Annotated in this window: 18 protein-coding genes and 1 pseudogene; 15 read left to right on the top strand and 4 right to left on the bottom strand. The window is 58.6% G+C overall.

The features are described 5' to 3' along the window. The first annotated feature begins 21 nt into the window (after window positions 1–21). From RTCIAT899_RS20455 to hypE, 14 genes are all read left to right on the top strand, one after another. Complete coding sequence (locus tag RTCIAT899_RS20455) at window positions 22–1,134, top strand: hydrogenase small subunit (protein ID WP_004112868.1); 1,113 nt, start codon at window positions 22–24, stop codon at window positions 1,132–1,134. After that, window positions 1,131–2,921 carry a nickel-dependent hydrogenase large subunit gene (locus RTCIAT899_RS20450; protein ID WP_004112865.1) on the top strand — a complete coding sequence of 597 codons (1,791 nt, stop codon included), beginning with the start codon at window positions 1,131–1,133 and terminating at the stop codon, window positions 2,919–2,921. Before RTCIAT899_RS20455 ends, RTCIAT899_RS20450 begins: the two co-directional genes overlap by 4 nt. Then, a complete protein-coding gene (gene cybH, locus RTCIAT899_RS20445; protein WP_004112862.1) occupies window positions 2,918–3,646 on the top strand; it encodes a Ni/Fe-hydrogenase, b-type cytochrome subunit in 729 nt (242 codons plus the stop codon). Before RTCIAT899_RS20450 ends, cybH begins: the two co-directional genes overlap by 4 nt. A 1-nt stretch (window position 3,647) precedes the next feature. Further along, a complete protein-coding gene (locus RTCIAT899_RS20440; RefSeq protein ID WP_004112860.1) occupies window positions 3,648–4,229 on the top strand; it encodes a HyaD/HybD family hydrogenase maturation endopeptidase in 582 nt (193 codons plus the stop codon). Window positions 4,230–4,370: 141 nt separating this feature from the next. Then, on the top strand, window positions 4,371–4,685 hold the full coding sequence (hypC, locus tag RTCIAT899_RS20435) for a HypC/HybG/HupF family hydrogenase formation chaperone (RefSeq protein WP_004112857.1): 315 nt from the start codon (window positions 4,371–4,373) through the stop codon (window positions 4,683–4,685). A gap of 326 nt (window positions 4,686–5,011) precedes the next feature. After that, window positions 5,012–5,707: a hydrogenase expression/formation protein gene (locus RTCIAT899_RS20430; RefSeq protein WP_004112855.1), complete on the top strand. Its 696-nt coding sequence runs from the start codon at window positions 5,012–5,014 to the stop codon at window positions 5,705–5,707. Further along, window positions 5,704–6,138, top strand: a complete 435-nt coding sequence (locus tag RTCIAT899_RS20425) for a hypothetical protein (RefSeq protein WP_028754846.1) — start codon at window positions 5,704–5,706, stop codon at window positions 6,136–6,138. The genes RTCIAT899_RS20430 and RTCIAT899_RS20425 overlap by 4 nt, the downstream gene beginning before the upstream one ends. A 182-nt stretch (window positions 6,139–6,320) precedes the next feature. Beyond that, complete coding sequence (locus RTCIAT899_RS20420) at window positions 6,321–7,244, top strand: hydrogenase assembly protein HupF (protein WP_244441507.1); 924 nt, start codon at window positions 6,321–6,323, stop codon at window positions 7,242–7,244. Beyond that, complete coding sequence (gene hypA / locus RTCIAT899_RS20415; RefSeq protein ID WP_004112848.1) at window positions 7,237–7,578, top strand: hydrogenase maturation nickel metallochaperone HypA; 342 nt, start codon at window positions 7,237–7,239, stop codon at window positions 7,576–7,578. Before RTCIAT899_RS20420 ends, hypA begins: the two co-directional genes overlap by 8 nt. Further along, the gene (gene hypB, locus RTCIAT899_RS20410; RefSeq protein WP_004112846.1) at window positions 7,578–8,447 is read left to right on the top strand and encodes a hydrogenase nickel incorporation protein HypB; all 870 of its coding nucleotides are present in this window, start codon (window positions 7,578–7,580) and stop codon (window positions 8,445–8,447) included. The genes hypA and hypB overlap by 1 nt, the downstream gene beginning before the upstream one ends. A gap of 2 nt (window positions 8,448–8,449) precedes the next feature. After that, window positions 8,450–10,723: a carbamoyltransferase HypF gene (gene hypF / locus RTCIAT899_RS20405; protein ID WP_004112843.1), complete on the top strand. Its 2,274-nt coding sequence runs from the start codon at window positions 8,450–8,452 to the stop codon at window positions 10,721–10,723. Further along, a complete protein-coding gene (locus tag RTCIAT899_RS20400; RefSeq protein WP_004112840.1) occupies window positions 10,714–10,941 on the top strand; it encodes a HypC/HybG/HupF family hydrogenase formation chaperone in 228 nt (75 codons plus the stop codon). The genes hypF and RTCIAT899_RS20400 overlap by 10 nt, the downstream gene beginning before the upstream one ends. After that, the gene (gene hypD, locus RTCIAT899_RS20395) at window positions 10,938–12,095 is read left to right on the top strand and encodes a hydrogenase formation protein HypD (protein WP_004112837.1); all 1,158 of its coding nucleotides are present in this window, start codon (window positions 10,938–10,940) and stop codon (window positions 12,093–12,095) included. The genes RTCIAT899_RS20400 and hypD overlap by 4 nt, the downstream gene beginning before the upstream one ends. Further along, window positions 12,092–13,138, top strand: a complete 1,047-nt coding sequence (gene hypE, locus RTCIAT899_RS20390) for a hydrogenase expression/formation protein HypE (protein ID WP_004112828.1) — start codon at window positions 12,092–12,094, stop codon at window positions 13,136–13,138. The genes hypD and hypE overlap by 4 nt, the downstream gene beginning before the upstream one ends. A gap of 146 nt (window positions 13,139–13,284) precedes the next feature. Here hypE and RTCIAT899_RS20385 read toward each other — a convergent pair whose 3' ends face one another. The 3 genes from RTCIAT899_RS20385 to RTCIAT899_RS20375 all read right to left on the bottom strand — a co-directional run bounded on the left by RTCIAT899_RS20385 (window position 13,285) and on the right by RTCIAT899_RS20375 (window position 15,071). Continuing rightward, window positions 13,285–13,920: a hypothetical protein gene (locus tag RTCIAT899_RS20385; RefSeq protein ID WP_244441506.1), complete on the bottom strand. Its 636-nt coding sequence runs from the start codon at window positions 13,918–13,920 to the stop codon at window positions 13,285–13,287. Beyond that, a complete protein-coding gene (locus tag RTCIAT899_RS20380; RefSeq protein ID WP_004112823.1) occupies window positions 13,898–14,491 on the bottom strand; it encodes a hypothetical protein in 594 nt (197 codons plus the stop codon). Before RTCIAT899_RS20380 ends, RTCIAT899_RS20385 begins: the two co-directional genes overlap by 23 nt. A 142-nt stretch (window positions 14,492–14,633) precedes the next feature. After that, window positions 14,634–15,071 carry a hypothetical protein gene (locus tag RTCIAT899_RS20375; protein WP_004112820.1) on the bottom strand — a complete coding sequence of 146 codons (438 nt, stop codon included), beginning with the start codon at window positions 15,069–15,071 and terminating at the stop codon, window positions 14,634–14,636. Window positions 15,072–15,464: 393 nt separating this feature from the next. Here RTCIAT899_RS20375 and RTCIAT899_RS34165 point away from each other — a divergent pair. Further along, window positions 15,465–15,760: pseudogene (locus RTCIAT899_RS34165) on the top strand (hypothetical protein). A 235-nt stretch (window positions 15,761–15,995) separates the two neighbouring features. On the opposite strand, the gene RTCIAT899_RS20370 reads toward RTCIAT899_RS34165, so the two are convergent. After that, complete coding sequence (locus RTCIAT899_RS20370; protein WP_240535390.1) at window positions 15,996–17,120, bottom strand: ROK family protein; 1,125 nt, start codon at window positions 17,118–17,120, stop codon at window positions 15,996–15,998. Window positions 17,121–17,149 lie beyond the last annotated feature (29 nt).

Below are 17,149 nucleotides of genomic sequence, written 5' to 3'. Positions count from 1 at the left end.
GTGGGAAGGTGGAGGAGCAGGATGGCCGCGACCGAAACGTTTTACGATGTTATCCGTCGCCAGGGCATAACCCGGCGCAGTTTCATGAAGTTCTGCAGCCTCACGGCGGCCTGCCTCGGCCTTGGCTCCGATACGGCCGCAGCGATGGCCGAGGCACTTGAAACCAAAGAGCGTGTGCCGGTGATCTGGATGCATGGGCTCGAATGCACCTGCTGCTCGGAAAGCTTCATCCGCTCCGCCTATCCGCTGGCCAAGGATGTAGTCCTGTCGATGATTTCACTCGATTACGACGATACAATCATGGCGGCGGCCGGCTACCAGGCCGAGGCGATCCTCAAAGAGACCAAGGAGAAGCACAAGGGCAAGTACATTCTTGCCGTCGAAGGCAATCCGCCGCTCAACGAAGGCGGGATGTTCTGCATCGATGGCGGGCGACCCTTCGTCGAGAAACTCAAATGGATGGCCGAAGGCGCCCTGGCTGTCATCGCCTGGGGAACCTGTGCCTCTTCGGGCTGCGTTCAGGCCGCAACGCCCAACCCCACCGAGGCGACGCCGATCGACAAAGTGATCCGCGACAAGCCGATCATCAAAGTGCCTGGCTGTCCGCCGATCGCAGAGGTGATGACCGGCGTCGTCACCTTCATCACCACGTTCGGCAAGCTCCCCGAACTCGATCATCAGGGTCGGCCTAAGATGTTTTATTCGCAGCGCATCCACGACAAGTGCTATCGGCGCGCTCATTTCGACGCCGGCCAGTTCGTCGAGGAGTGGGACGACGAAGGCGCGCGCAAGGGCTACTGCCTCTACAAGATGGGCTGCAAAGGCCCGACCACCTATAACGCCTGCTCGACCGTTCGCTGGAATGGCGGCGTCTCTTTCCCGATCCAGTCGGGTCATGGCTGCATCGGCTGCTCGGAACAAAATTTCTGGGACGCAGGAAGCTTTTACTCCCGACTGACCGAGGTCAGCCCATTCGGCGTGGAAGCCACTGCAGACCAGGTGGGCATGACCGCAGCTGGTGTTGTCGGTGGGGCGATTGCTGCCCATGCTGCAATCAGCGCCGTCAAGCAGGTCACCGCCAAGCGCGGGAAAACCGGTCCTAAAAACGGCAATGGACAGGAAAGATCACGATGACCATCCAAACGCCAGATGGCTTCACGCTCGACAATTCCGGCAAGCGTCTTGTGGTCGATCCTGTAACCCGCATCGAAGGCCACATGCGGGTCGAGGTCAATGTCGACGAGGACAATATCATCCGCAATGCCGTTTCCACCGGCACAATGTGGCGAGGCATTGAAGTCATCCTCAAAAATCGCGATCCACGCGATGCCTGGGCTTTCACGGAACGGATCTGCGGCGTCTGCACCGGAACCCATGCGCTCACATCGGTGCGGGCGGTTGAAAATGCGCTCGGCATAACCATTCCGGAAAACGCCAATTCGATCCGCAATCTCATGCAGCTGGCATTGCAGGTTCATGACCACGTCGTGCATTTCTATCACCTGCATGCGCTCGACTGGGTGGATGTCATATCTGCCCTCACGGCCGATGTGAAGGCCACCTCGGCGCTTGCCCAATCGGTGTCCGATTGGCCATTGTCTTCGCCGGGCTACTTCAAAGACATCCAGACACGGCTGAGAAAGTTCGTCCAATCCGGCCAGCTTGGTCCATTCAAGAACGGCTACTGGGGCAATCTATCCTATAAGCTGCCGCCTGAAGCGAACCTGATGGCCGTAGCACACTATCTCGAAGCCCTCGATTTCCAGAGGGAGATCGTCAAGATCCACACGATCTTCGGCGGGAAAAATCCGCATCCGAATTGGCTGGTCGGCGGAGTGCCCTGTCCGATCAACCTCGACGGCACGGGAGCCGTCGGCGCGATTACAATGGAACGGTTAAACCAAATTTCGTCGGTGATCGACCAGCTGATCGAGTTCAACGAGAAGGTATACCTACCGGACATCATGGCGATCGGTTCCTTCTACAAGGATTGGCTGTTCGGCGGCGGGTTGTCGGGCAAGAACGTGCTTGCCTATGGCGACGTGCCGGAACACGCAAATGACTACACGGAGGCGAGCCTGAAGCTTCCGCGCGGTGCGATCATTAATGGCAATTTCAACGAAGTCCTGCCAGTCGACCATTCCGATCCAGAGCAGATCCAGGAATTCGTCAGTCACTCCTGGTACGAATATCCGGACGAGGCCAAGGGCTTGCATCCCTGGGACGGTGTCACCGTGCCGCATTACGAGCTTGGGCCGAATGCCAAGGGCACCAAGACCAACATTCAAGAGCTGGACGAAGGCGGAAAATATTCTTGGATCAAGGCGCCGCGCTGGCGCGGCCACGCCATGGAAGTCGGCCCGCTTTCCCGTTGGGTCTTGGGCTACGCCCAGGGCAAGGCAGAATTCAAGGATCCCGTCGACAAGGTCCTGAAGGACCTCGGCCTGCCGACCGCGGCGTTATTTTCGACACTAGGGCGTACCGCCGCTCGCGCGCTCGAATCCGTCTGGGCAGGCCGGCAGATGCGCTATTTCCACAACAAGCTGGTCGCCAATATCAAGGCCGGCGACAGCGCCACCGCCTTCATCGACAAATGGAAGCCGGAGACTTGGCCTTGCGAGGTCAAGGGCGTCGGCTTCACCGAGGCCCCGCGCGGCGCCCTCGCACACTGGATCAAGATCAAGGGGGGCAAGATCGACAATTATCAATGTGTGGTGCCGACCACCTGGAACGGTAGTCCGCGCGATCCGCACGGCAATATCGGCGCGTTCGAGGCCTCACTGATTGACACGCCTATGTCGGATCCGTCGCAGCCGCTCGAAATCCTCCGAACCCTCCATTCCTTCGATCCGTGCCTTGCATGCTCCACCCATATCATGAGCCCGGACGGACAGGAAATGGCCAAGGTCCAAGTCAGATGAGGAGGACGATCATGAGCATCTCTGCTATCTCAAACGCCGATGACGAACGCGCCAGCGAGCGCGAAAACGTGTATGCCTACGAGGCGCCCGTTCGCCTCTGGCACTGGATAAACGCTTTCTCCATCCTGGCGCTGGCGCTGACGGGTTATTTCATCGGCAGCCCATTGGCGGCGGCACCCGGCGAGGCGAGCGCCAATTTCCTGATGGGCTATATCCGTTTTGTCCATTTCGCCGCCGGGCAGATCCTGGCCGTGGCCCTGATCCTCAGAATCTACTGGGTCTTCGTCGGCAACGTGCATGCACGCCAAATCTTCTACGTTCCCTTCTGGAGCGGACGGTTCTGGAGCGAATGGCTGCACGAGGTGCGCGTTTACACATTCCTTACTGGACGCGCGTTGAAATATGCTGGCCACAATCCGCTGTCGCAATTCGTCATGTTCGTGACGTTCACGCTGCCGCTGACATTCATGGTGATCACCGGATTTGCGCTCTATGGCGAAAGCGTCGGCCACGACAGCTGGGCATACAGGCTGTTTGGTCGGGTATTCTTCATCTGGCCGAACAGCCAGTCCGTTCATACCCTTCATCATCTGGGAATGTGGGTGATCCTGATCTTCGTGATGATCCATATCTATATCGCGGTACGCGAGGACATCGTCAGCCGCCAGAGCATCGTTTCGTCGATGATTTCGGGCGAGCGGCTGTCCAAGCACAACGAGGACTAGGATGGACGAAGCGAACTCTCGCAAACCGAACGTTTTGGTGCTCGGCATTGGCAATATTCTCTGGGCGGACGAGGGTTTTGGCGTCCGCGCTGTCGAAGCCTTCCACCAGGCCTATGCGGTGCCGACCAACGTCACCGTGCTCGACGGCGGCACCCAGGGCCTTTATCTCGTGCAATATGTCACCGAAGCCGATCATCTGATTGTATTCGACGCGGTCGACTTCGGTCTCGCGCCCGGCACGCTGAAGATCGTCGAGAATGACGACGTGCCGAAATTCACCGGCGCCAAAAAGATGAGCCTGCACCAGACAGGCTTCCAGGAAGTTCTGAGCGCTGCCGACCTTCTCGATCGCTATCCCGCAAGACTCGCACTGATCGGCTGCCAACCGGTGGACCTCGATAGCTGGGGCGGACCGGTGACTGAGCCCGTCAAATCCGTAATCCCGGCCGCCGTAATGGTAGCCGCCGGCATCCTGGAGCGATGGGGCGTCGCCATCAGTTCGCGCCGCACCGCCGCGCCCGCTCTCCTCGCCAACGACATCGATTTTGCACATTACGAGCGGCGAGCGGACCGGGCGAATTGAGTGGTTCAGGGGGGTTCCGATGCAACCGAGGCAGTCGTCGGTTGCGTTCCTGTTCGCCGGCTGCATCCAAAACCCAAGGACCCGCGCGAGAACCCTTCCGGTTCCCAATATCATGAACCCAGGCAGATCGAGGGGCTGATTGTGTGCATAGGAATTCCGATGCAGGTGACTGGTGGCGAATTTACAGCGGAGTGCGAGCGCCACGGATCGGTTTTTGCGATTTCGATGGTGCTGGTCGGCCCGCAACCGGTTGGGACGTACGTTCTTACTCATCTAGGATCTGCGATCCGGGTGCTCGATGCCGACGAAGCACACAAGATCGACGATGCGTTGGCCGGTCTTGCTGAAGCGGTCGAAGGACGGTCATTCGAAACGCTATTTGCCGATCTTATCTCCCGCGAGCCGGAATTACCGTTGCATTTGCGGGAAAACTGGCAGTTCGTATTTCTCAACTGAACGCAATCTCCTCTTCCTTGTCGGCCACATGTTCATGTGGACTGTCCAAGGGCAGCCGGAGACGGACGAGATCGATCCTGCTGGCTGCGGGCGGATTGCTGAATATTGCGAAGCGTAACGCGCTGCCTCAGCATCGGGGCCGCGTGTGCGCATCCGCATAAGACCGCGACCGGAATTTTCCTTCAGATCAATACGACCCATCTTTCTCAGCAACTGGTACGCCGCTTGCAGATCCCAAGTGCGAGAATGAATTACACGCTGATTTGGAGCAGACAATGCCAGCCTACCCAGTTGGCTCCCTAAACGGCCGAAGCTGCCGAGCCGCAATGCTCATATCCGACATTGCTGCAACGCTTGCGGTGCAAAAAGCCGGCCAGCCGGGGCAGCTATTCGACATTTTCGAATTCGACGACGATGACAAGAAATTGGTCACGCAGACGCTCGGCAAGGGCGAGGTTTGCGGGGTAGCGGCGCTGCCCTCCGGGGTCCTGGCGCAGTTCAAGGAAGCGGTTATGGCCGGCGTCTGGCATATGCGCTTTACCGACCCCGCCGGCGACCTCATTGCGGAATATATCGAGGTCGGCCCGATTCCTATGACGGTGCGGAGGGCCTGCACGGCGCTGCCGGCCTTGGTCTCACATGGACCTGCGCCGCCTGGCGCTATGAACGTCATGCCGGTGCTGACCGAGATCGGTGACCGCATTGTCCAGTACCGGGATGGCGATCCTGCGCACGCTATCATTTTGTCGTTGTTTCCGATGAGCATCGAGGATGTGAATTTCCTGCAGGTCACGCTCGGAGCCGGTCCCGTACAACTGACATCACGCGGCTACCGCACCTGTCGCGTGACGGCAGCAGGGGCCCGAAACGTTTGGTCCGTACAGTTTTACGACAACATGGATGAGATCGTCCTCGACATGCTGCAAATCGTCGACATCCCATCCCTCGCCCTCGCGACTGAAGAGGATTTCCGCGACTCCGCCGCGCGCCTGCGTGATGTCGAGGAGGCTTATTTCAAATGATCAGCTTCGAGAATCTCGTCACGCATGTGACCGTTTCGGATAAGGATAGGGTGAAAGGCGGCACATGCTGGACGTCTATGCGCCCGCGAAAGGCGCTTCGGAAACGAGCTTGCTGGCATTCGGCGGGCGAACGACCGCATCGTCGCGACGCCACGGTTCATGATTTTGGCTGCTGTAGGCACGACTCGGAATGTGCGGGCAGGCGTGATCGAATTCATCGCCGGCAAAAATCCGAGACGACTGGCGGTTTTGATTCCTGCTTGCTGTTTTTCATGGCCTTTGAGTTTGAAACGATGGGGACGGTGTTGAAGGCGATGCGCGCATTTTTCAACATCGTTGCGCTCGCGCCGCCATCCCATCCAACCGCCAGCCCCATGCGCCGTGATCTGCGTTGGAGGGTTTTCCGAGCGCTTCGGGAGCTTGTTGCATGACCTATCTCCTTAGCGCCGGCTCGATCCGGATCGATGTGACGGTGTCGCAAGCGCTTGCCTGTTTCGTGGACGTGAGGGTCAACCGCCCGCAAGAATTGGCACGCATGTTCATTGGCCATCGACCGGAAGAGGCGCCCATGCTTGTCGGATGGGTTTTTTCGCTCTGTGGCTATTCGCAATCGGTGGCGGCGCGCCTTGCCATCCTGAATGCAGCCGGCCTACCGATGCCCATCGAGGAGCAGCTCGCGGCGGTGGCCGGATTGCTTGCCGAACGGATATTCGAAACTTTGAGGGCGCTGATTTTGCACTGGCCCTCATCAATATCGTTACGTCTGGTGGCTGACGCGGGCCAATATCTGCGCGGCGCCCTGGCCGCGTCGCAGGCAATCATCGGCCAATCGCGAGAGAAAAAAGTGAACCATAGTGCCCTGGCTGCCAACGCGCGGCGGCTTGCCGATGCAGCAGAGGGGCTCGGCATCTCGAAAGACGACGGATTGTCGCCGGATGGCACGGCTTGCGCGGCGATTTTTCGAGATATCAAGGACGACCGAACTTTTTCAGGCCGGCGCCCTGATCCGCTGAGTGCCGCCGATGATGCCGAAGTTATTGCCCATCTTTGCAAAGATGCGCACTACTGCGCCTTGCCGCATCTTGCCGGTCGGGTCGTCGAAACCGGTGCTTATGCCCGGCATTGCGACACCAGCAGGCCAGACGATCCGCACCTTAGGCAACGCTTCATGGCACGCATAGGCGACGTTGGCCTTTGCTTGAAGCAACTCGCGCATCTTGCCAAGGGCCAGAATGATCCTTCCGAACTGATGGCCGGTGGTTCGGTGCCCGGCGACGGCGGCTTTGGCGTGGTGGAATGTGGGCGTGGCAGACTTTATCATCAGGCCGAGATCGACGCGAACGGGAAACTTTGCGCCTACCGGATACTGGCCCCGACCGAATGGAATTTTCATCCGGCCGGTCCATTTGTCAAAACCCTACTGTCATCGCGGATCGGTGCTCATGAATCAGCAGCCCGGTCAGTTTATCGCCTCGCGGCTCTGTTCGATCCCTGCGTCGAGTTCAAGCTTAACGTTCGCGATGCCGCGCATGCATGAAATGTCGTTGATGGAGAGTGTGATCGCCATCGTCTGCGAGATGGCGCAGCTAAATGGTGCGAGCGCAGTCAAATCGATCCGCCTCGATGTCGGTGTCTTGAGCCATATCAATCCGGATTCGCTCCTGTTCTGCTACGAAGCTGTGCGGCGTGGGACGATTGCCGAACATGCCGCACTCGAAATCAACCGCATCGCCGGCGAGGGCTGGTGCCTCGATTGTGGGAAGACGGTGCCCCTCGATGAGCGATTTGGCGCCTGCCCGGATTGTGGGCGGTATCAGGTGCAGGCGACGGCGGGCGATGAATTGAGGATCAAGGACATGGAGGTGATCTGATGTGCACGGTATGCGGCTGCGAGATGGCAACATTGGAAGATGGCAAGAGCAAGACAGGCGCGCAAGGCGACCATGATCATCATCGCGGTCACCTGCACGATCATGGACATCCTCATGATCGTCACTACGCGGAACACGGTGCGCTCCAACATCATCAACGGATTGCCGGCGTGCATGTCCCGGGCATGAACCCGGAGCGCATCGTCCAGATCGAAAAGGACATCCTGTCCAAAAACAATGCCTATGCTGCCGAAAACCGGGCTCGGTTCGTTCGTGACAGCATCTTTGCGCTGAATTTCGTTTCAAGCCCCGGGTCGGGAAAGACCAGCTTTCTGGTGCGCGCCATTCACGACCTCAAGGACCGAATGTCGATCAGCGTGATTGAAGGCGACCAGGAGACCTCCAACGATGCCGCACGCATCCGCAAGACCGGTGTTTCCGCAATCCAGATCAACACCGGCAAGGGCTGTCACCTCGACGCCCACATGGTCGGCCACGCGGTCGAGGACCTGGCGCCCGAGCCCGGTTCAGTCTTGTTCATCGAAAATGTCGGCAATCTTGTCTGTCCCTCCGCTTTCGATCTCGGCGAGGCCCATAAGGTCGTGGTGCTTTCGGTTACCGAGGGCGAGGACAAGCCGCTCAAATATCCCGACATGTTCGCGGCCGCCGACCTGATGATTCTCAACAAGTCCGACCTGCTACCGCATCTCGACTTCGATGTCGGGCGCTGCATCGCTAATGCGCTGCGCGTCAATCCACGCCTTCGCACTCTCACGGTTTCTGCGCGCAGCGGCGACGGCATGGAAGCGTTCTATTTCTGGCTGGAGGCTGAGGCGGCCCGGATCGCGAAAGCTTCGCAGGTAGTCTGACGATGGTGAGCACCTTGGCATCCATGGCGGAAGATCGTGTCCGGCGGTTGCGAGTGCGTGTGCGCGGTGCCGTGCAAGGGGTGGGATTCCGGCCGTTCGTCTATAGGCTTGCGAGAATGATGCAGCTTACCGGCTTCGTGCTCAACGACAGCGCCGGCGTGCTGATCGAGGTCGAGGGCACCGCTGTCGACTGCTTTGCGGAACGCGTCTGGAAGGAGGCGCCGCCGCTTGCCCGCGTCGATACCGTCGATAAGCTGGAACTGGAGCCGGCCGGCGACGAAACGTTCGAAATCCTCGAAAGCGTCGGCGGCCGTGGCGCCACGCGCATTGGCGCCGACGCTGCCACCTGCGTCGAATGCCGGCACGAACTGAATGATCCGGACAACCGCTTTTTCGGTTATCCTTTTGTCAACTGCACTCATTGTGGCCCGCGCTTCACCATCACCCGTGCGCTCCCCTATGATCGCGGCCGGACCTCGATGGCTGCGTTCCCGATGTGCAGCGCCTGCGGCGCAGACTATGCCAACCCCGAAAGCCGGCGGTTCCATAGTGAGCCCCTCGCCTGCCCGGCTTGCGGCCCACAGCTTAGCCATCCTATCGCGGAGGTCTCCGCGCGGCTCATGAATGGCCAGATCATTGCGATCAAGGGCGTCGGCGGCTTCCAGCTCTTCTGCGACGCACGCAATGATACGGCGATTGATCGTCTCCGACGACGCAAAATGCGCGACGAGAAGCCGTTCGCGATCATGGTGCCGGACATTGAGACAGCCCGAATACTTGCCAGGCCCTCGCGGGCGCAAGAGGATTTGCTCGCCTCGACCGCCGCCCCGATCGTCCTTATCGAGGCGCGTGATCACCTTTCCAAGCTCATCGCTCCCGGCCTCAGTCGGATCGGCCTGCTGCTCGCCCATGCGCCGGTGCACCACCTGTTGTTTGCCGCGTTTGCAGCAGAAGCGGCCGGCGCTCCCGCCGCTCTGATTGCGACCAGCGCCAATCCGGAGGGTGAACCGCTCGTATCAGATAATGACGATGCCATGCATCGGCTTCCCGGGGTTGCCGACCTGATCGTCACACATGACCGTGACATTGCCATTCGCGCTGACGATTCCGTCATGCAGGTAATTGACGGCGCGCCGAGCTTTCTGAGGCGCGCCCGGGGTTTTGTCCCGGAGCCGGTCGATCTTGGCGAGGACGGCCCATGCGTGATTGCCACCGGCGCGGACTTCAAAAACGCGATCTGCGTGACACGGGGCCGGGAAGCGTTCCTGTCGCAGCACATCGGCGGTCTCGACAATGTCAAAGCGATCAGATTCCAGCGGGAAGCCCTCGAGCATCTCTGCTCTATCCTTGATGTCAGGCCCGAATTTGCTGCCTGCGATCTGCATCCGGATTTTCGTTCAGCGCGGATCGCGGAACATTTGGATTTGCCGCTTCTGCCGGTGCAACATCACCTCGCCCATGTCGCGGCCGTGGCGGCGGAACATCATGCCGGCGGGCCGGTCCTCGGGCTTGCACTCGACGGCCACGGCTATGGCGTCGATGGCAGTAGTTGGGGAGGCGAAATGCTGGTCGTCAACGGTCCTCGCTGGCGACGGCTCTCTTCGCTTCTGCCCTTGCCGGCGCCAGGCGCCGGCCGGGTCGCGCGGGAGCCCTGGCGCATGGGAATTGCCGCTCTTCAGGCCGCCGGCCGGCGCGACCTTGCGGCCACGCTTTGGCCCGGACATCCTGGTGTCGCGCAACTTGATGCGATGTTTTCCCGCGGCTTGCAATCAGCCGATACGTCCAGCTTGGGGCGGCTATTCGATGCAGTGGCTGCGATAGCGGGCGTCCGCCTCGTCCAGAGCTACGAGGGGCAGGCAGCAATGGAACTCGAAGCACTCGTCGATGATCCCCAATGTCTTGCCGGGGGCTACAGTCTCGCCGATGGCCTGCTTGATTTCCGACCCCTCATCATCCATCTGGCGGAGCGGCAGCTTGGCCGCCGAAAGGCCGCAGACCTATTCCACGGCACGCTGATCAGCGGCCTCGCCGATTGGGCTTCCCTTGGTGCATCGCAGGCTGGCACGCGAGCGATCATGCTCGGCGGCGGCTGCATCACAAACCGCATTCTGGCCGAAGGTCTTTCCAGCGCCTTGCGCGACCATGGCCTCGAGCCCTACCTGCCGCACCAGATCCCGCCCAATGACGGGGGTATAGCGCTCGGTCAGGCCGCCTTTGCACGGCACGTCATCAAACACGACTGCGCCCAGAACTGGGAGCACCGGACATGTGCCTAGCCCTACCGGTCCAGGTGGTGGAATTGCTGCCAGACAATATGGCCAAGGTAACGCTGGACGGCGTCTTAAAGGTCATATCGATTGCACTCGTGGAGGATGTGACGCCCGGTGACTATCTCATCCTCCACGTCGGCTACGCGCTTGCAAAGATCGAAACTGAAGAAGCAGAAAGGACGCTTGCCTTGATCCGCGAAGCTGCCCTGGGAGGTCCGGCGTGAAATATATAGACGAATACCGCGATGCCAAGCTCGCCAAAGATATTGCTCGCCAAATCGCAGCGGCGGTAGATCCGGCGCGCAGCTATCATTTCATGGAATTCTGCGGCGGCCATACCCATGCAATTTCGCGCTATGGCCTTGAAGACCTGCTGCCGTCCAATGTGCAGATGATTCATGGACCGGGATGTCCAGTCTGTGTGCTGCCGATCGGCCGCATCGACGCAGCGATCGCGCTTGCCATGTGCCCAGAAATCACACTTTGCACCTATGGTGACTTGATGCGTGTACCATCCTCAAACGGCTCGAGTCTGCTCAAGGCCAGGGCGACCGGCGCCGATATTCGCATGGTCTATTCGACACTCGATTCGCTAAACATCTCCGAAGCCGAACCGAACAGGCAAGTCGTCTTCTTTGCCATCGGTTTCGAGACCACGACGCCGCCGACGGCGCTGTCGCTGCGGTTCGCGATCGCTAAGGACCTCGCAAACTTTTCGATCTTCTCAAACCACGTGCTAACACCGGCTGCGATCCAGACTATCCTTGAAAACTCCGATGCTCGCACGCTCGGCACTATCAAGATCGACGGATTGCTCGGCCCTGCACATGTCAGCACCGTCATTGGTACGCAGCCATTTGAAGTCCTTGCCGAAGAATATAACAAGCCGATCGTGGTGGCAGGCTTCGAGCCGCTCGATGTCATCTATTCAATCCTGATGCTCGTCCGCCAGGTCAATGAGGGCGTCCATAAAGTCGAGAACCAGTATATCCGAGCCGTGACCACCCTTGGCAACGAGAAGGCGAGGCGCGAGATCGCCAATGTCTTCGAATTGCGGGAAAGCTTCGAATGGCGGGGACTGGGCGCGATTCCCCAAAGTGGGCTTGGCCTCAGGCCTGGATATGCCAAATACGATGCCGAGAAACGTTTCGACGTCGTGACGCCGGCGGCAAAAGACAATCCGGCCTGCGAATGCGGCGCCATCCTGCGCGGTGTGAAGAAGCCGTCCGACTGTAAGCTGTTTGGTAAGGTTTGCACGCCCGATTCGCCGATGGGTTCCTGCATGGTGTCGTCGGAAGGCGCCTGCGCCGCGTATTGGCTCTACGGCCGTTTCGGCAGGCAGGGAAAGGCGGACGAAAGCAGCAGGACGATCGCATGACCACGAAAGCCAAAAGGTCGCGGCTCGACCTCAGGAACGGACGCATCGATCTCTCGCATGGGGCGGGGGGGTGCGCCACGGACCAGTTGGTCAAGGGCATTTTCCACAGGGCCTTCGACAATGACTGGCTCCGGGCTGGCAACGATCAGTCGGCATTTGCGGTTCCGGCAGGGTGCATGGTGATGACCACCGACAGCTATGTTGTCTCGCCGCTGTTCTTTCCGGGGGGCAATATTGGCTCGCTTGCGGTGCATGGGACGATTAACGACATTGCCATGGCCGGCGCATGCCCGCTCTATCTTTCGGCAGGTTTCATTATTGAAGAGGGGTTTCCGCTCGCAGATCTTAATCGAATTGCCGACGCCATGGGAGCGGCCTCCCGCGCGGCAGGTGTGCCAATCATCACTGGCGATACGAAAGTGGTTGAGCGCGGCAAAGCCGACGGCGTGTTCATATCCACCTCCGGCATCGGCATGATTCGAGCCGGTCTCGACCTACGCTCCGATGCCGCGCGGCCAGGCGATGCGGTCATCATCTCTGGTTCGATAGGCGATCACGGCGTCGCCGTGATGTCGAAGCGCGAGAACCTGGATTTCGATACGGACATCATATCGGATTGCGCTGCGCTGCACGGGTTAGTAGCGGCAATGGTCGAGGTCGCCGGATCGTCAATCAGGCTGATGCGAGATCCAACGCGCGGTGGACTTGCGGCGACACTCAACGAAATCGCCAATGCCTCAAATGTCGGCCTCCGCATCGACGAGGAGACCATTCCGATCAAACCGGAAGTAGCCGCGGCCTGCGAATTGCTCGGCCTCGACCCGCTCAACGTCGCCAACGAGGGCAAGCTCGTCGTATTGGTGGCGCCAGAGTTTGCGAATGCGCTGCTCGCCGTCATGCGCGCGCATCCGTTGGGTGCGCAGGCCGCATTGATCGGCCATGCCGAGGATGACGACCATTGCTTCGTCCAGATGGCGACGTCGTTTGGTGGCAGTCGCATTGTCGATTGGCTATGGGGCGAACAGTTGCCGCGGATCTGCTGAGCACGGCTGTGCATATCGCTTCACGCAAGACGGCGTGCCCGGAGCCAGCAACGAGCTTGGTGAGCAGCTTTAATGCGTACTTTCCATACGCACTCCCTCCTGTGGCCATGAAGAGATCTAAGTGCGGGCACACAAACATGATTGGTTCACAAGATCTCGCGCTGATCGCTGAATCGCGCGAGCATCTGTCGAATCTGCATATTTTCTTGACGAAGATATTTCATCAGCAAAGCCTTAAGCCGTCGATTCTCTTCTTCAAGTGCGATTAGCTCCTCGCCTGAGATATCGTCGTGGCTGGCGTTTGATTGGCCGCTTGTCATTTCGTCGGCATTATCGATATTCGCTTCACGTCGACGCTTTATGTTCTTTCGAGACCGGCTGGAAGAGCCCTCTTTCGGTTGTGAAACAGAGGCGAAGATCGCCCCATCGTCCTTCTGAGACGGGCACGTTTGTTCGGTTTCGAGAGAGGACGCCGCAATCCGTTTATCATCGCCGGTTTCAACCTCGTCGTTGAGATGAGTCTCTGGTATTGGATCCGACCACAGCTCGCTTTCTCGCTTCGGAACATCTGAGACGGTGTCAGGCTCGAAGAGATGTGGTGCGTCTGCCTCCGCCTCGCGCGCCAGCGTCTTGAGGTCGGTATCACCCCAGATAGAAGCTGGCTGGATCGTTGATCTGCGCCGGGCCGATTTGAGCTCGACAACGAATTTTCGCTGCTGTGTTTTCATGTATGTCCCATCTTTGAGATCGTAAGGAGGATTACGATCGGTCAAATCGCTCAAGCATCTTTTTAAGCTGATCATTCTGCAAAAGCAGCTTTTGAGCCAATTTAACCCTCAGTTGCGTGATTTCCTCGTCCAGGTTTGTCACCTCTTCGAAAAAGCCGTCCTCAGACGATGAGGATGTCTCATCTTGAGCATTGCTTGAGACAGCTGTGCTCTGCGCAGTGACGTCAATGTGAACTCCTTTCGCATGTGCCGGCTTTTTCGTCCGCGGTATGCCAGGGACCCGACTGCGCGTATTGCTTTCAAGCGGCACCGCGGAAGCTTCAGCGCTCGGCTGCCCGACCTCCGGAGGCGACAGTTCTTGAACCTCGTCACCTTCAACCGGTGCCGCACCTTCAATTTCGACCTCACCTTCGAATTCTTTTGAATCAGTCCTTATGATCTCAATAGATCGGCTTTCATCGGGCTCGGAGCTACTGGAGGGCTCTGGTGGGTTTAGCGCAAGCTGCGGTACGTCTTGAGTTTTGCTTTGGCTTGCGTCGGTATCGACACCATGCCCAATCGAACTTTCGGGTGCGGACTGTCGCCGCGACGTTAATCGAGCAAGGAATTTCCAGGGTAATTTCATAGTGCCTCAACCTCGACCAGTCCGTATCCATAGTGGCGCCGCAGCTTGACACCGGGCTCGGAAGGCGAGCCCGGCGAACGCATCTTCTGCCGAGAAGGATAGCTCAGGTCGATTTCGCCACCATCCCGCTGTTGATCGGCGATCAATCTAGCCCGAGCCGCTTGCGCAGATCGGCATTTTCGGCACGCAATTTCTCTGCCAAGAGGTTACGCAGCCTCTTATTCTCTTCTTCCAGCTGAAGAAGATCCGCCATCTCGTCCCTTGCCGAAATGGCCGTCGTACCTTTTTGCACGGACTGCTGTGCCGGCCTCTTGGCTGCAGTGTCCTTTATGGGTTCCTTGACGGAGATGTCGGCCACCTGCATTTCGACAGGCTGGGACTTTGTGTCTGCGGCTTGGTCGCTACGCTTCCTGCGACCTCGCGGCGCCTTCGCGGGTTTCCCAACCTGCGTAGTACCCGCTGCCTCGGCAGTTGCTTTCGGGCGTCGCGGAGCGCGCTGTTTTTTAGGCGCCGGCGTTTTTACCGGTATATTCGTGTCTGCCATCTCAGTGCTTGTGCCAGTATTATTCTCGTCAGCCATGAGTATCTCCCTCTGTCGGCAGGAGTTCTTTTCGGCTGAGTGAAAGACAGAGTCAACATTGGTGATTTTGTGGCCTACTTTTTGGACAGCACCTCTCAAAACTCGTGCCTAAAGGCGAGCGGCTGGCCTGCGGACTTTGGCAATGAAAAAATGCAGAGCTTGCGAGGTCGAACCGTCTGTCGAACGACGAGTTAGCGACCACATCTGCCAGGAAAGGGAGCTCCCCCTACCAGCTTCTGCGATCGCTCACGTCATTCAATGTTCGGATTTTCCTAAATCATTTGCAATAGATCGATGCTTCAGCTGGCACCCGATTCTTGACAGATATGTGCAAAGCCCGTTTGCACCGTCATGGAAATTGGCCCTTGGTTTGACCGACAAAGAGGATACGAAATGCGTGCACCATCAGGTTCTGTTCCCGGACTTTGCTCTGCCTCCGCCACCATGTTCGCTGTCGGAATGGCGTTCCTTGGCTATTGGGGAGTGTATGAGCCAGGCGGCTGGCATCGGTCCGATTTGATCGTCGTGTCTTGGCGCTAATCGGTTTTGCGGCGCTTGGCTCAGTTCCTTGGATCGTAACGACCCCTGTCGCGGAGGAAGGCCAGGAAAAGATCGTAGCCGCCAGGCGAGCGCTGTTGCTGGGCGTCGCATTGATCTGGTTGTCCGTTCTCGTGTCGTTTTTTTCTTAAGCCTCAGTCCGCACCAGACTGGGATTGCAGGGTCTGTGCAGTTCCTTGGCTGGATCGAGCACATCCAGTACGCAACTCCATGCGCCAACAGCTTCAGCTGCCCAGGAACCCCCAAATCCACCAGCAATTTGTTGCAATTCGGTTTTCGAGAAAGATGGCGGTTTTCATTTGAAATGTGGATGATTGCAAAGGATTTGACCAGATGCGGTCTCTAAGGACTGGGGCCGTTCTCTGCTTAGATTATGAAATTCAGCAATTCGCAGACGACGAGACCCGCCGCGCCGCGCAGGCCGGCGACATCTTCACGATCGCCGAGGGCAAGGGCGATCTCGTTATCTCCGGGATTGAACATCAGTTGCCTGACGCTCTTTCGAATAAGATCTAACATCAATTTTCCGCCATGCACGATGTCGCCATGCAAAGTGATGCAGCTGGGTGCCATCAGCTGTTGAAGGTTCACTAACCCGACAGAAATATTGGACGCGTAGTCTTCAAGCAGTTCTTTTGCCCCTTTAGCGCCAGTTTCGGCGAGCCACACCAAGCGGCTCGCATCCAACAAGCCAGCCTGCGGCAGGCCCCTGGCCCTTGCTTCGCCTCTCAGCCATGGCAGTGTCGCGATCGTTTCCCAACATCCGCGTCGTCCGCATCTGCACATTTGGCCATTGAGTTGCACGATGGTATGGCCGATCTGGCAGTGTTTACCCCCGGCGGCCCTATAAGGATGTCCATCGACATAGAGGGCCGCGCCCAACGACTGACCGATGTAAACGACCGCAAAATTTCTCTGTCCACGTCCTTGCCCGAACCAACGGTCGCCAACCAGCAAGGCTCTGGCATCTTGGTCGACGCAAGCCGGAACCCCGAAACGCTTTGCTAACTCCGCTTTTATCGGAAAGCCATGAAGGTACGGCGCGAAATCCATAGCCGCGATCGAGCCCGTTTGCGGGTTGAGCTCTCCTGCAACTGCCATGCCGATGCCTAGAACCTCTTGGTCGGCAGATGCGACTGACTTCTCAATGCAGGCACTGACGATCTGAAATGCATCGGCAGCATCTGTCAGATCTTTCGCCAAATCCACCTCGTGTTGAGCATAGAGCTCGCCCTCCAGAGAGACCAAGCATGTGTGGACACGGTCGTGCATCAGCCGAACTGCGCAGATCGGCTTGGCCCCTTTCGAGAACCACAGCTTTGTAGCGGGTTTTCCGCCGGACCGATCGGGGGGTACCAGGTCGCCTTCTTCAAGAATACTCTGATTGATCAGTGGTTGGACTATGCCGCCGATGGTTGCGCGGCTGGCACCGGTGACGCGCGCAAGCTCGACCCTGCTGGACGGACCCATATCGTAAAGGGCCTGCAGCAAGCGTCCTCGATTTGCAATCCCTAGCGTCC

This window comes from Rhizobium tropici CIAT 899, assembly GCF_000330885.1.
Taxonomy (GTDB): Bacteria; Pseudomonadota; Alphaproteobacteria; order Rhizobiales; family Rhizobiaceae; genus Rhizobium; species Rhizobium tropici.
The sequence above is the reverse complement of the archived record's forward strand: the minus strand, read 5'-3'. Positions and strand labels throughout refer to the sequence as shown.

Excerpts from the sequence above, each read along its gene's own strand:
- RTCIAT899_RS20455 (WP_004112868.1), top strand. The coding sequence starts at position 22 with ATGGCCGCGACCGAAACGTTTTACGATGTTATCCGTCGCCAGGGCATA.
- RTCIAT899_RS20450 (WP_004112865.1), top strand. The coding sequence starts at position 1,131 with ATGACCATCCAAACGCCAGATGGCTTCACGCTCGACAATTCCGGCAAG.
- cybH (WP_004112862.1), top strand. The coding sequence starts at position 2,918 with ATGAGGAGGACGATCATGAGCATCTCTGCTATCTCAAACGCCGATGAC.
- RTCIAT899_RS20440 (WP_004112860.1), top strand. The coding sequence starts at position 3,648 with ATGGACGAAGCGAACTCTCGCAAACCGAACGTTTTGGTGCTCGGCATT.
- RTCIAT899_RS20430 (WP_004112855.1), top strand. The coding sequence starts at position 5,012 with ATGCTCATATCCGACATTGCTGCAACGCTTGCGGTGCAAAAAGCCGGC.
- RTCIAT899_RS20425 (WP_028754846.1), top strand. The coding sequence starts at position 5,704 with ATGATCAGCTTCGAGAATCTCGTCACGCATGTGACCGTTTCGGATAAG.
- hypA (WP_004112848.1), top strand. The coding sequence starts at position 7,237 with ATGCATGAAATGTCGTTGATGGAGAGTGTGATCGCCATCGTCTGCGAG.
- hypB (WP_004112846.1), top strand. The coding sequence starts at position 7,578 with ATGTGCACGGTATGCGGCTGCGAGATGGCAACATTGGAAGATGGCAAG.
- hypF (WP_004112843.1), top strand. The coding sequence starts at position 8,450 with ATGGTGAGCACCTTGGCATCCATGGCGGAAGATCGTGTCCGGCGGTTG.
- RTCIAT899_RS20400 (WP_004112840.1), top strand. The coding sequence starts at position 10,714 with ATGTGCCTAGCCCTACCGGTCCAGGTGGTGGAATTGCTGCCAGACAAT.
- hypE (WP_004112828.1), top strand. The coding sequence starts at position 12,092 with ATGACCACGAAAGCCAAAAGGTCGCGGCTCGACCTCAGGAACGGACGC.
- RTCIAT899_RS20380 (WP_004112823.1), bottom strand. The coding sequence starts at position 14,491 with ATGAAATTACCCTGGAAATTCCTTGCTCGATTAACGTCGCGGCGACAG.
- RTCIAT899_RS20375 (WP_004112820.1), bottom strand. The coding sequence starts at position 15,071 with ATGGCTGACGAGAATAATACTGGCACAAGCACTGAGATGGCAGACACG.